Below are 15,307 nucleotides of genomic sequence, written 5' to 3' on the forward strand. Positions count from 1 at the left end.
GCGAATTCTTTCTTCGTATCAATATAAGTCAAAAACAAAATATGGAAACCATCTGCCACCAGAGGAAATGGAAAAAACAAATAAAGATTAGGTTTTTATTAAACCTTTGATGGTATGAATCCAATCACAAAAAGACAATTCTTTCTTTATTAATTGAATTTTAATAGAAAGGAGAAAATCATGGGGAAGAGATTATTAGCTTTTATGTTAATCTTGGCAATTACTTTACCTATGTCTGTTCAAATTGTGGAGGCAGATACAAGGAATACTGTTCAAAGTACAGACGACGGGAAAAAGTTTGATTACCATCTTAACAGCAATGGGGAAATAAGCAGCGCGAAAGTTTATTCAGGTAGTAAATTAATAGAGATACGTCAATATTATTCAGGAGCTAAATTACAAGATTCAAAGAAAAATATTAAATATATTTTTCAATTAAATAGTGGTGGATATGTTACAAAGGCAAAAAGACTGGACGGAAAAACGCAAAAAGTTACTAATTATTATGAGTATTATCCAAAAGCGGTTTATGGTTCCCATGGAACAATGATTAAATATATTTTTGATATCAATGGATTAGGATATGTTACTAAAGCAACAAAAAGGGAAAAAGGAACAAAACGAATTCTTTCCTGGTATGAATATTATTCTGAAGCCGTTTATGGAAAGCACGGGAAAAATATCAAATATGTTTTTGATCTTAATACCTCAGGTTATGTGACAAAGGCAACAAAAAAAGAAAATGGTACGCAACGGATTCTTGCTTGGTATCAGTATTCATCAAAAACCGTTTATGGAAAGCATGGTAATAAAATTTCAAGTAAAAAATTAAACGTACCATTAATTAACCAAAGACCGGAATTACCAACTGGCTGTGAGATTACCGCAGTTACGATGATGCTGCAGTATAAAGGTGCACGTGTCAATAAAGTCAGCTTAGCGAAGGAAATGCCACGGCACTCATCGAATCCAAACTATGGATACGTCGGCAATCCATTTACAAAGCAAGGCTGGACGATTTATCCCCCTGCTTTAATGAAGTTAGTCAAAAAACACGCAGGCAGCTCTGTTAATCTAACTGGCAAAAGCAATGCCGCTATCGAAAAACAACTTCGTAATGGCAAACCAATCGTTGTCCTAGTTTCACCGATGCATGGATTTTCTGTACATGCGCTAGTACTGACTGGTTTAGATCAAAGCAACTATTACTATAATGATTGCTGGACTGGAGAAAAAAATGCCAAGATCAGCAAAAAGGTGTTTAATCGGATTTGGGGTAACCAAAGTAGAAGGGCAATATCGTATTAAGAAATGTAATATTTCTATGGTGATAAAAAGCTGTTCAATGAGCAGCTTTTTATCATTAAAAAAGGATGGGACGACAGAAAAGTATTAAGAATAAGTAAATTTAGCGAAAAATCGACATTTTGATGACATTTTTTGATAATATATATTTTATATGGGAAAAAATAAGGTAATTTTTTCATAGTTAATGGTATTTAATGTAAATCAACTAAAATGTCTTTAAATAATCAACCTATAGATGTAATATTATATATGATTATCTTACATTATATTACAAATTTCGATGAATAATTTAGCTAAAATATGAAAAGAAGTATAATTATAGCAGATTGGGTATATAAAGGTGGGCACCAGTAAGTGAAAAAGGTTTTAATTATTACGCAGCATTTTTATCCAGAGATCGGAAGTCATGCAAATCGCATGAAGCATCTGTACATGTTATTAAAAAAGAAAAACCTCGATGTAACAATTTTAACAACTGAACCATCATACCCAAATAAGAAAATTTATATAAATGGGGACTTTTGGGACGAGGATCTGTTAAATAAAGACACAGATCACATACGACGAATTTCTATAAAAAATAGAAAGTACTCCAATAGTATATTTAACAGACTTATGTATTATTTGGAAATTGCATTCAAATTTGCCTTACTTATTATGAAAGATAAACATAATTTTGATTATATTTTTGTTACCTCTCCACCAATATTTACGGGATTTGTTGGTCTTTTTGCAAAATTTAAGTATAGATGCAAAATGATTTTAGACGTTAGGGATTTGTGGCCCGAATCCTTAAAAGGTGTAGGGGTGTTTAATCATGTCTTCATAATAAAGGGGTTTGAAATTCTAGAAAAACTGCTATATAAAAAGGCTGACAAAATAGTCATTAATAGCTTAGGTTTTGAAGAGCATATTAAAAAGATAGCAGGAGTTCAGGATTTACTATTTATACCGAATGGCTCCATTAAAGAAGAATTAGCTCCGCTCACCGAAAAGAAAGGCAAAACTAAAAAAATTATTTACGCAGGAAATCTCGGCCTTGCACAAAATACTGAATTAATTGATCAGCTAGTTCCATTTTTAGAGGATGAAGGAATAAAACTGACAATTATCGGTTATGGGGTTCATAAAAAGCAGTTAATTGAGTCCATAAAAGATCATAAAAATGTTACGATTATTAACCCTTTGACTAAAAAAGAATGCTTTAAAATAATTGCAGATCATGATTTAGGATTAGTTACGTTAAAAGATAAAGAAGTCTTTAAAACGGTACTGCCTGGTAAAATCATTGATTATATGACATGCGGTGTCCCAATTGTTGGTATTGTGGATGGTTATGCCAAGGACGTTATTAATAATGAAGAAATCGGGCTCGCCATTAATGAGCATGAGCCGAAGTTAATATTAGAGCATATAAAGAAGCTGCTAGATGATGATGCATTAAGAAGTGAAATGTCTCACAAAGCGCAGCAGGTAATTCTTAGTGAATTCAATTGGGAGATTAATATTAATAAACTTGTCGAGTATATTAAATAATTTTTTAAAAGGAATGTTACGCACATGTCTAAAAAAGTATGCATGTTTGTATGGAATCACTTTACAAACGACGCCAGAGTTTTACGAGAATGTACCGCTTTATCAGAGGCTGGCTATGAGGTTGATTTGATTTGTATCCACGACCCAAAAGATGTAAACTTACCAAAATTTGAGCAAAGGAACAGTCTTTTTAAGGTATATAGGATTAGAAGATATCCCATTTTATTAGAAACTATCCAAAAGCTATACAGATTATCAATCAGAAATAAATGGCTTGGTGTTCTAGGTCTGCTTCTATGGGGACTTTTAATCTATTTATCTCCTATTATATTTTCCATTCTTACTGTATTAGCGGTGTTAATGTTAAAAACAAAATTAAATGTTGTTTGGGTTAGAGGAACGCTCATCCTTAGGATGATTTTAAAAGGATTTCAAAGGAAATATGATATTTATCATTCCAATGATTTAAATACACTTCCGCAAGGATATATCTGTTCCAAATGGCGATTAAAAAAGAAAAAGCTTATTTATGATTCTCATGAGGTTCAAACAAGCCGTACCGGTTACCAAAGTCCTATTTATGGAAAACTTGAGGGTTTTCTTATTAAAAAGATAGACCAAATGATTGTTGAAAATCATACTAGAGCAAAATATAATGAAGACTTATATGGATTTTATCCCCATGTGGTTCATAATTATCCATTTAAACAAACAGTTAATAATGAAGAGAAAGTAGACTTGCATGGAATGCTAGGAATTCCGAACAATGAGAAAATCTTGCTTTATCAAGGCGGAATCCAAACCGGCAGAGGCTTGGATAAATTAATTAAGGCAGTTCCACTTTTCGATGAAGGCATACTGGTCCTCATTGGTGATGGGAAAATTAAAAAGCAGCTTCAAGCATTGGTTAAGGAAATGAAATTAGAAGATAAGGTTAAATTCCTTCCAAAAGTCCCACTTTCAGAACTGCCAAAATACACACGAAATGCTTATTTAGGGTTTCAAGTTTTAAACAATGTATGCTTCAATCATTACTCTGCATCGTCAAATAAGTTATTTGAATACATGATGTCTGGTGTACCTGTTGTAGCATGCAGTTTTCCAGAGATTAAGGGAGTTGTCGAAGGTGATGGAACTGGAGTCTGTGTTGACTCACATGACTCCGAATCAATCGCAAAGGGGGTTAATTGGTTATTAAAAAATCACATTAAGCATGATGAAATGAAGACCAACTCATTAAATGCCAGCCATAAATACAACTGGGGAAATGAAAAGAATATATTTCTTAACATTTATAATAACCATACATCCTCCCTTTATAATGGGCATACACAAGGTTTTGCTGAGGCAAAATAAAATAGAACTAGTATAGTTTATCATTACTAAATTGTAGCTTAATGTATAAATAAATATTTAATTGTTTTGGAGGTTTTTAAATGGAAAATCGGTTGAAGGTTATGACAGTATTTGGGACAAGACCGGAAGCTATTAAAATGGCCCCGCTTGTAAAAGAATTAGAAAATAATCAGGAAAAAATAAAGTCAATTGTTACGGTAACTGCGCAGCATAGGGAAATGCTTGACCAAGTATTAAATATTTTTGAAATTGTCCCAAATCATGATTTAAACATCATGAAAGACAGGCAGACATTAATTGATGTTACAACTCGTAGTCTAGAGGGGTTAAACCAAGTGTTCCAAGATGAAAAGCCAGACATTGTATTGGTTCATGGTGATACCACTACTACTTTTGTTGCTAGCTTAGCAGCGTTTTATAATTCGATTCCTATTGGACACGTTGAGGCGGGGCTAAGAACAGGAAATAAATATTCCCCATATCCTGAAGAAATGAATAGACAACTTACGGGTGTATTAGCTGACCTGCATTTTTCGCCAACTGGACAGTCAAAGCAAAACCTTTTGGTTGAAAACAAAAAAGATGAAAATATTTTTGTGACTGGGAATACAGCAATTGATGCGTTAAAGACAACAGTCAAATTAAATTATTCACACCCTGTACTAGAAAAGTTAGGGGATGACCGCCTAGTCTTACTTACCGCACACCGTCGTGAAAATCTAGGTGAACCGATGGAACATATGTTTACTGCAATAAGGAGACTAGTTGAAAAACATGATGATATCCAAGTGGTATATCCAGTTCATATGAACCCGGTAGTTCGTGAAATTGCAAATAGAGTACTCGGTGAAAATAATCGAATTCACCTTATTGAACCGCTAGATGTTATTGATTTTCATAACTTTGCTTCAAGGGCCTATTTAATTTTGACTGATTCAGGCGGTGTTCAGGAAGAAGCACCATCACTTGGGGTTCCGGTCCTGGTATTAAGAGATACAACCGAACGCCCTGAAGGTGTAAAGGCAGGAACTCTTAAATTAGCTGGAACAGATGAGGACACTATTTTTTCACTAGCTGATGAATTATTGTCTGATAAAGAATCTCATGACAAAATGGCGAAGTCGTCAAATCCTTATGGAGATGGAAATGCTTCTAAAAGGATTGTTGAATCTATTCTATACCATTTTGGCCATCTGACAGAAAGACCTGCTGATTTTAGTTAAACAATAACTGCTAAGTAAAACCAAAGTTTATATGACAACTACGATAATCTTAGTTTTTATAAGAATATACAAATTAACGATTCATTGATTAGCGACTGGCTATTAAAGTTCAATCACAAAAAAATATAAAATATTAAAAAATGGAAAAATAAAGGGGGGACTTTCATGGTGGAAATTGTGGAAAAAAATCAAAGGACTCAATTATTAGAGTTTGAAAATCAAAAGCTGCAGTCTGAAATTCTTTTACTAAAAAAAGAGTTAAAAATTCAATTAGATTTGCGTGAATCTGAATTACTTGATTACGAGAAACTTAAAAAAAAATACGATGCACTAGAAAAACGATATAACTCCATTAGAAATTCGGTTCTAGGGAAACTAACAGTTAAGTACTGGAATATCCGAAAAAACTTTAGGAAATAAATCGAATGTAAAAGGAGTAAGTCATTAATGAACAGTGGTATTAGAAAAAAATTGGAACAAATAAACAAAACAAGAAAGTGGTTAAATCAGACCCAGATTACACATTTGGAAAGAAAAACGGTTGATGAAATCGGCAATACAGGCTGGTATAAGCAGTCAGACGCTCCAATTACATTCGACCAATCAAAGAATACATTTTATTCCGAACTTCTAGAAGGCAAGCACGTATATTTTTCGTATTATGAACAGAACACAAAATTTACGAAAAGTCCGGAAAATAACGAATTAAATTTACAATTTGGAGAAACATACCAAGTCTCTATTAATGGTAAAAAGGATAATAACGTATCTATTACGTTGTTTGCCATCTTTTATCTTAAGGGTAAACGAATTGATGATCGGGTAATTCTTTTTAATGTCGAAAAGGAAATAACAATACCAAAAGAATACGATGGTATTCGCTTAGCACTTAAAGTAGTAGGAGCTGGTACGTTTACCATTGATTCAATTCAAATTGAAGATATCTCAGTTTGGGGACAAGCCTCTGCTAAAAATAGTTCATTTTCACGTATTGAACAGACAAATTGGTATATGCCTAATGAAAAAGCTGTAACCTTTGATGGCAATAGTTCTTCCTTTTATTTTGATTTGGAAAAGGGAAAACATATATATTTTCCATACAAGGAAGCTAATATTAATTTTTCTGGTTCCCCCAAAAATCCTATTACAATTAGCAAAAATCAAAAATTCCAAGTTCTTTTTGAAGGGCAAAAGGACGCCCAGCTTGATGTGAAGTTATTTCTAGTTTTTTATAATAAACATAATGAAAAGATGGAAACACAGCAAGTGGATCTAAATCATAAGAAATTAATTAAACCGGATTCAGAAGTGAAGCATATCAGGCTTGCTATAAGAGTACAGGGGACAGGTGCTTTGAAACTTACTACTGTTGCAATTTCTGGAGAAGGGTTTTGGCTTCCAAATAGATTGAAATCGACTATTCCAAGTTTTCCTAAGTTTGATTATGTTTTTAATATCAATAAATCTAATCTATTCGGTTTATATCAGGATAATAAAATCTTGGTACACAAGGAAGCAAATTGCTTTGAATCTAAATTGGCCACAAAACAATATCTTTTTTTATCCTGTATGGATGAAAGTAAATTAAATGAAAAGCCTGTGAAAACGGTATTGATACCTAAGGCAAAGCATTATTATGAAATTCACCCGACTGCTGAAATCTCTGGAGATTCAAACTTAGAGCTGTTTATCCATTGTTATAAAAATAGAAAAAGAATTGCCTTAAAACAGGTACCCTTTAATGAACAATCCATTATCAGCTTTAGTGAAGAGACTACGGATGTTAAATTTGTTTTGAGAATCAATGGTGCCGGACTATTTCAACATGTTTGTATTCGTTTAAATGAGAAACCAATTGAAATAACAAACGAACTAACTGTAGAAATGAATACAGAAAATTGGTTTGCTTCAAATAAATTGATTAAATTAATAAATGAAGAAAATGGTTTACTTGTAGAATCAAATACTGGTGAAAAAAGGGCATATGCTTCTTATAAAGAAAAAAATAATAGTTATAGCATCCCACCTATATCACAATTATTATCCATAAAAAAAGAAGCAGTATATGAATTTATACTTAACGGAACAGTTCCAGAAGATGTTCAATTAATTCCAATGGTAGTCGAGTATGTTGGCGAAGTGAAAGGGGAAATTTATCAGCTTCGGTTAAATACTGAAAATACTTTCAGATTTCATCCTGAAACAACCGATATCCGTCTGGCCTTTAGAATTAGTGGTGCAGGCAAGGTTAAATTAGACCAGTTTACTATTAAAGAAATGATGGTTCTGCCAGACACAGATCGTATGAAATTTGTCAGCAATCGTGAGCCGTATGAACTGAAATTAGTTAACCCCAAGCCACTTAATAAATTAAAGATGGCCGTTATTTTTGATGTTTTTACAACCGCCTCTTATGCAGAAGAATGCGAGTTAATTACGTTTACTCCTGATAATTGGCTTGAAACATTAACGAGTAATAAACCGGATCTACTAATGGTGGAATCTGCATGGGTAGGTAATAACGGAAGCTGGAACAAGCTTGTAGGGTATTACGGCGAAGAGAATATGAAGCCACTGTTTAGCTTAATTAAATGGTGCAATGACAATAACATTCCTACAGTTTTTTGGAATAAAGAGGATCCAGTCCACTTCAATCGTTTTATTAAAACTGCTGTTAAGTTTGATTATATCTTTACGACAGATGAAAGAATGGTACCGAAATATAAAGAACTTGCTGGACATGAACAAGTTTATGCTTTACCTTTTGCTGCGCAGCCAGCAATCCATAATCCAATCAAAATTGTAGACCAGCGGGAAAACAAGGCATGCTTTGCAGGCTCTTACTATCGTCATCACGAGGAACGCGCTAGAGATATGGACCGGGTATTAGATTGTGCAGCAAAATATGGCTTAGATATTTATGACCGAAATTATGAGAAAAATTTAAAAGGTCTAATGCCAAATCATAGGTTCCCTGAACGATTTGAAGAAAATATCAAGGGAAGTCTTAAGTATTATGAGATTGATAAAGCCTATAAAGGCTATAATGTCATGATCAATGTCAATACGGTTAAAGACTCTCCAACCATGTTTTCACGCAGGGTATTTGAGGGGCTGGCATGTGGGACACCAGTTATCAGTACCTATGCAGAAGGTATCGAAGTCATGTTTGGTGATTTAGTAAATATCTCTGAAAATGAGCAGGATATCGACCATACCTTTAAAGTTCTTTTGAATGATGAAAAAGAGTACAGACGGAAATCTATGCTAGGTATTCGTGAAGTACTAAGCAAACATACGTATACAGAAAGATTGAAATTTATTTGCGATATTGTTGGACTTCCTGTCACTTATCAGCTCCCCAAAGTGACTGCTATCGCACTGATTCATTCTAAAGATGAGTTTTTTAGAGTCCTGGAACTGTTTAATAACCAAAATTATGAGAATAAAGAGCTATACATGTTAGTGGACACATTTGAAGGCTACCTTGACTTATTCAACAAATATAATACGAAGACAGTGAAAACTTTCATAAGAAGTTACATGCACAAATATCAAAATATGCTTGAATGGATTGATACACCGTATATCACTTATTTTGATAAAAATGATTATTATAGTGAAAATTACTTGTCCGACCTGATGCTGGCAACGACCTTTACAGATAGTGATTTTATTGGCAAAGGTGCATATTTTGAATTTAATGCAAATGATCAATCTTTAAATGAAGTAAATAAAAATAAGGAATATGAGTTCGTAACTTCGTTAAGACCAGCCTCTACCATTGTAAAGACAGGAGTTTTTGCGAAGGAGTCCCTTGAGGCGGTTTTAGAAAAACTTGAAAAGGGAACTGATTATTCTTACTACTTAAAGTATGGCAAGCAGCTATTTAGTAATGACAAGTACAATTATGTTTCAAAAGCTTTTAAGCAGAGAAATAATCAGCATATCAATACTGAAATGTTAAAACAAATTCAAATATGAGGCTTGATAAAATGAGTAAAGTGAAATTAGTTTTTGCAGGACATGATTTAAAGTTTGCAAAATTGATAATTGACTATTTAGAAAAAAGTAATCGTTTTGAAATTCGCTTGGATCAGTGGGCAGGTCATAATGCTCATGATGAAAAGTACAGTAAAGAATGTCTTAATTGGGCAGATGTTATTGTTTGTGAGTGGGGATTAGGGAATGCTGTTTGGTATTCCTCCCACAAACAGCCACATCAAAAACTAATAGTTCGGATGCATAGACAAGAATTGGATACAGCTTATCCGAAGGAATTCACAATTGAGAATATTGATGTGTTAATTGCTATTTCACCATATGTTTATGAGGAATTTTATCGTGTTTTTAAACTGCCTCGTGAAAAGATGAAGATGATTTACAATGTATTGGATGCGAATAAATTAGATAAGCCGAAAACAGCAGAGTCAGATTTTCATTTAGGTATCATTGGGATTGCTCCAAAAATGAAAAGATTAGATTTAGCTCTTGATGTTTTAGAAAAATTATGGTTAAAGGACAAGAGGTATAAGCTGTTTGTTAAAGGAAAGCTTCCTCAAGAATATCCTTGGCTTTGGAAAAAGGATGAAGAAAGAGAATATTACGAATCACAATTCCAGAGAATTGAAAAAGCCGAATGGAAGAATGCTGTTGCTTTTGATGGGTTTGGTGATATTGATGAATGGCTGCAAAAAATTGGCTTTGTTCTCTCCACAAGTGATTTTGAAAGCTTCCATTTAGCACCAGGTGAAGGGATGGCATCTGGAGCGCCTCCATTAATCCTGAAATGGGATGGCAGCAATACTATTTATAACAAGGAATTTTTGCTCGGAAATATTGACGATATGGTAAATCGTGTACTCGATTACAATGAAATGAATACTAATCAAAAAGAAGAAATAAGACAAAAGGCAAAAAACTTTGTAAATCAACGTTTTGATATTGAAAAAATCGGCAAAGAATGGGTAGAATTAATCGAAGAAGTATTATCCAGGTAACTGGAAATGATTTTACATTTTAAAATCCTTCTTTTCTAGTATAATGATTATCAAGGAGGGGAGATATGAGTATATTTGTTCCTTCAAATCTAACAGCTGAGAGGTTAGATGCAATTCTCCAAGCTTTGCCGAAAAGCAGAAACAAGGATTCCTTACTTTCAGCAAACAATATTTTGGAGAAGAACGCTTATACACTGCCTCCGTTTGGGGTAGTTAAATTTCCAAAATTAATTGACTGGAACGATCAGCGTTCCCGAAGCTTTGAAAGACTTGTACATGGCCATACTTTTTTAGGCTGCCTGACGGATGCCTACCAAGCCACTAAAGACATAAAATATTTAAATAAAGGTATGGAATTAATTAATGATTGGCTGGACAAGCATTCCTATACACTAAATAAGGGAACAATGGCCTATCATGACGAAACAACAGCAGTCCGGCTGCAATATATTCTAAGATTTTACATCATTGCACGCAACATTATTTCGGATGTTGATCGGCAAAAGATTGAAACGAGAATGTGGGAAACTGCTGCATTACTGGCTGATGAAGAATTCCATTCTACGAATACAAATCATGGAATGTTTCAGGATATTTCGCTTTTACTTTTCTCTTTTTATTTTAATGATAAAAAGAATGGAATTTCCCAACGGTATATTGATTTAGCTGTTACACGATTAAAGAATTATTTCTTTGCCGTTTATACAGAGGATGGGGTTCATAAAGAGCACTCACCAAATTATCATATGCTAGTTGCATCAAACATTAAAAAGTTAGTATCCTGGCTTGAAGAAATTGATCCTGTAATCAGTAAAGAATTTGTCTTATTATTTAACAAATCTGAGGAATATTCCACACATATTATTCGCCCTGATGGCACTTTCCCGCCAATGTGTGATTCGGAGCCAATACCTGTTAGAAACAGCAGCTATGCTAGATTGTATGATAGTGAATCATTTAAATATGCAGTTTCTTCAGGAAAGTCCGGAACACCTCCAATGGGTAATACGAAGATATTTCCGGAAGCAGGATATGCTATTTTTCGTGATGATTGGACTAAAAAGGAAAAAGCAACATATGTGTTGTTTACTGCTGCCTACCATGGTAATTATCACAAGCATAGTGATGATTTAAATTTGACTATTTATTCCGGAGGAGAAATCATAACGGAAGCTGGTCCAAATGGATATAATTATCAGGATCCATTTACCAAATATGCTTATTCTTCTTTTGCACATAATACTTTGATTGTGGATGGGAATGGTTTGCCGCGTACAGATGGCAAATGCGACCAAGTGTACTTTACAGACTACCATACATCAGATGATACGAGTGAGGTTACAGGTGTTAATAAGCGCTATAATGATGTAGAACATCGACGTAATGTAAAATACAGCAGCAAATCTAATCATGTGTTCGTGAACGATTTTGTGACTTCAAATAAGAAGCATGAATACAAATTTCTATGGCATGTTGCGCCTGAAATAAAAGTTCACTTACGTGATAGCATAGTAGAATTATTTCGGAATGATGAAAAAGTGATGGAAATTGAAATTACAACTTCTGCTCCTGTCAGAATTCGAACTGTTAAAGGACAAACAGTACCAAGCATTTTGGGATGGAAGTTTCCAAAAATGGAATCTAAGGAAATGCTGACAACTTTGGAAGTAGAGATTAGCGGTGATAATATTGAATGTATGACAGAATTTAGATTAGCTGAATTCAATGTACCGCTTCGAAAACAGGCACCTTTTGAGATGGAGAAGGAATTTCCTTCATTTAGAAGTTTACGATATCATTTTGAACCTGCAGCATCGGAAAGTTATAAGGACAAATTATTTGTTATTTTCTCTGCTCTTGGAACAAAATATAGCTATTTATATAACTATATGAATACATTAAAAGATTTACCTGTAAATAAGCTCTTTATTCTCGATGATTTCGGTGATCAAGGTTCTTATTATCTGGGGAAAAATAGGGATTTTAGTATTGAAACTTCTGTAATTTCTCTTATTCAATATATCATGAGGCAGAATAAAATTTTGTCTGAAAATGTAACTGCGCTCGGTTCTTCAAAAGGCGGATTTACCGCACTTTATTATGGCATTAAGTATTATTTTGGCAATGTAATAGCGGGAGGGCCGCAAAGTAAGTTAGGCTCTTTTTTATTGCAGCAAGCAAATCATCCGAACATTGCAGAGTATATTGCTGGAGGTTCTAAGGAATCTGATAGATATTACTTGGATGGATTGTTGTTAAATGTTCTTAATCAGCCATGTGATGTTTCGCCTAATATTCATATTTTTGTAGGAAAAGATGATCATCACTATAAGAATCATGTTCTTCCTTTATATAATGTATTGGGTAATAGGGGCTATAAAGTAGATTTAAAAACCTCTGACGGGGTTAACCATGATGAATTGAAAATTTATTTCCCTTATTATTTGTTGGGAAAAGCGAAACAAATATTAGGCATACCATTAGATGGGAAAACCGATGTGCTGCCGCAGGAAGAATTGCTTAAAATTATTAAATTATCCATATCGTCTGATGATAGACAAACTATTAAAGTTGAATCTGCAGTAAGCGGTGAAGGTCTCACGTTTGCTTATTATGTTTATAATGGAAATGAAATTATTAAAAAATATTCTTATTCGAAAAATTCAACTTTAGAACACAGAGTGGAATCAAATGGAGAATATTTTGTAAGAGTGTATGTACGAGATAAATTTGGTGGACAGACAGCCAGGAATACATCAAAAATTACTATAAATAGAAAAGGTAAGGTGCTTTAAATGAAACTTTGTACAATTGGTCTAGGATATATTGGTCTTCCAACTTCTATTATGTTTGCAAAACATAATGTAGAAGTCGTAGGTGTTGATGTTAAGCCAGAAGTTATTTCTTCATTAAATGGCGGTCATATTCACATTGAAGAGCCTGGTTTACAGGAAGCATTGGAGGAAGTACTAGAAAAAGGGACATTTCGAGCATCTTTAAAAGCAGAAGAAGCGGATGCATTTATTATTTCGGTGCCAACGCCGAACAATGACGACATATACAAATCCTGTGACTTGAACTTTGTCTTGAGCGGCGTAAGATCCGTTCTCCCATTTGTAAAAAGAGGCAATGTAATTATTGTTGAATCTACGATTGCACCAAGAAGTATGGACGATTATGTAAAACCACTTGTAGAAGAAGCGGGATTTGTTGTCGGGAAGGATATCTTCCTAGTACATTGTCCTGAACGCGTATTACCAGGTCAAATTCTTCATGAATTAATCTATAACAATCGTATTGTTGGCGGTGTTACTCCAGAATGTACAGAAGCAGGAGCTATGGTTTACAGCACGTTTGTAAAAGGTGAAATTATTAAAACAAATGCTAAAACAGCTGAAATGTCAAAATTAATGGAAAATACTTTCCGCGATGTTAACATAGCCTTAGCCAATGAATTAACAAAGGTATGTAACGAATTAGAGATTAATGCACTGGATGTTATCGAGATGGCAAACAAGCATCCACGTGTAAATCTTCATACACCAGGACCAGGAGTTGGCGGTCATTGTTTAGCGGTTGACCCATATTTTATCGTGGCTAAAGCACCTGAACAAGCCCAATTAATCAATTTAGCAAGAACAATTAACACTTCTATGCCTGAGTTTGTGGTAGAAAACATCAATACATTGATGGAAAATGAAAATGGAAAAACTGTTACTTTATTCGGATTAACATATAAAGGAAACGTAGACGATATTCGAGAAAGTCCAGCAATGGAAATTCTTCATATGTTAGAAGCAGAAGGAAAATATGAGGTACGAGCTCATGATCCACACGTAAGTGCAGATTTTGTTATCAATGATATTAAAGAGGCTGTAACTGGTTCAGATTTAATTGTTGTCTTAACAGACCACAACGAATTTAAAGAATTAAAAGAAGAAGATTTTAATGGTATGGCAACTAAAAGGATCTTTGATACAAAAAATGTGGTAAAAATGATTCCTACTGATGTAAAGTACTTGAATTTTGGCAATTTATTTGAAGCAACTAAGAAGGAAGCTCTTACAGTATGAAATTTGTCTTACAAGTCATAAATGAACAATTGAAAAATGTTCATCTTATCTTAAGATTAGCTATTTATGACATTAAAGGTCAGTATCAATTGCACTATTTAGGCTGGTTATGGCAATTTTTAAATCCAGTGTTACAAATTGCATTATACTGGTTTGTATTTGGCTTTGGAATCAGGCGGGGGTCTCCAGTAGGAGATACTCCCTTCCTGGTTTGGCTATTAGTAGGGTTAATCCCATGGTTTTTTATTGGACCTGCAATTTTGCAAGGTTCAAATAGTATATATTCTAGAGTTAGTTTAGTTTCAAAAATGAAATTTCCAGTTAGTATTTTACCCACTACTAGTATAGTTACAAATAGTTTTAATTTTTTAAGCATGATGCTGATATTAGTAGTACTCCTAGTAATTAATAAAATTAATGCGGGACTGTATTTACTTCAATTGCCCTATTATTTATTCTGTTTATATGTTTTTCTATTTTCTGTTTGCTTATTATTTTCTACAATATCGATTATTGTAAGAGACTTTCAGCTATTGATTCAGTCTGGAATGAGAATGGTTTTTTTTCTTCTTCCAATTGTATGGAAAATAGACAATCTTCCACCGCTTTTTGTCAATATACTAAAGTTGAATCCAATCTTTTATTTAATTGAGGGATTTAGACATACAATTTTGGGTGGAGGATGGTTCTTTTCAGAATTGACTTATACCGCTTATTTTTGGAGTTTAACGTTATTTATTTTATTCCTTGGTTCTTTTATGCATATTAAATTCCGCAAGAAATTTGTAGATTATATTTAATCGGAGGCTTA

10 protein-coding genes are annotated in these 15,307 nt (G+C 33.7%); all 10 read left to right on the top strand.

Annotation, left to right across the window (positions count from 1 at the left end; genetic code table 11):
• Nucleotides 1–180 precede the first annotated feature (180 nt).
• The 10 genes from IE222_RS26890 (at nt 181) to IE222_RS04930 (ending at nt 15,296) form a co-directional block, all read left to right on the top strand.
• Complete coding sequence (locus IE222_RS26890; protein WP_370465008.1) at nt 181–1,308, top strand: C39 family peptidase; 1,128 nt, start codon at nt 181–183, stop codon at nt 1,306–1,308.
• 354 nt (nt 1,309–1,662) lie between these two features.
• Nucleotides 1,663–2,844 (top strand): glycosyltransferase family 4 protein, encoded by a 1,182-nt coding sequence (locus tag IE222_RS04890; protein ID WP_223282581.1) that lies wholly within the window; start codon nt 1,663–1,665, stop codon nt 2,842–2,844.
• Between the two features lie 24 nt (nt 2,845–2,868).
• Nucleotides 2,869–4,200 (top strand): glycosyltransferase, encoded by a 1,332-nt coding sequence (locus tag IE222_RS04895; protein ID WP_191270302.1) that lies wholly within the window; start codon nt 2,869–2,871, stop codon nt 4,198–4,200.
• Nucleotides 4,201–4,280: 80 nt separating this feature from the next.
• Nucleotides 4,281–5,423, top strand: coding sequence for a non-hydrolyzing UDP-N-acetylglucosamine 2-epimerase (gene wecB / locus IE222_RS04900; protein ID WP_191270304.1), 1,143 nt, complete (start codon nt 4,281–4,283; stop codon nt 5,421–5,423).
• A gap of 165 nt (nt 5,424–5,588) precedes the next feature.
• Entirely contained in the window at nt 5,589–5,843 is a 255-nt protein-coding gene (locus IE222_RS04905) for a hypothetical protein (protein ID WP_191270306.1), read from the top strand.
• Nucleotides 5,844–5,870: 27 nt separating this feature from the next.
• Nucleotides 5,871–9,407: a CgeB family protein gene (locus IE222_RS04910; RefSeq protein ID WP_191270308.1), complete on the top strand. Its 3,537-nt coding sequence runs from the start codon at nt 5,871–5,873 to the stop codon at nt 9,405–9,407.
• An 11-nt stretch (nt 9,408–9,418) separates the two neighbouring features.
• Nucleotides 9,419–10,423, top strand: coding sequence for a glycosyltransferase family 4 protein (locus IE222_RS04915; RefSeq protein WP_191270310.1), 1,005 nt, complete (start codon nt 9,419–9,421; stop codon nt 10,421–10,423).
• 65 nt (nt 10,424–10,488) lie between these two features.
• Nucleotides 10,489–13,218, top strand: a complete 2,730-nt coding sequence (locus tag IE222_RS04920; protein WP_191270312.1) for a heparinase II/III domain-containing protein — start codon at nt 10,489–10,491, stop codon at nt 13,216–13,218.
• The gene (locus IE222_RS04925) at nt 13,219–14,496 is read left to right on the top strand and encodes a nucleotide sugar dehydrogenase (protein ID WP_191270320.1); all 1,278 of its coding nucleotides are present in this window, start codon (nt 13,219–13,221) and stop codon (nt 14,494–14,496) included.
• The gene (locus tag IE222_RS04930; RefSeq protein ID WP_191270322.1) at nt 14,493–15,296 is read left to right on the top strand and encodes an ABC transporter permease; all 804 of its coding nucleotides are present in this window, start codon (nt 14,493–14,495) and stop codon (nt 15,294–15,296) included. The genes IE222_RS04925 and IE222_RS04930 overlap by 4 nt, the downstream gene beginning before the upstream one ends.
• Nucleotides 15,297–15,307 lie beyond the last annotated feature (11 nt).

Source organism: Neobacillus kokaensis (assembly GCF_014656545.1).
GTDB lineage: Bacteria > Bacillota > Bacilli > Bacillales > Cytobacillaceae > Neobacillus > Neobacillus kokaensis.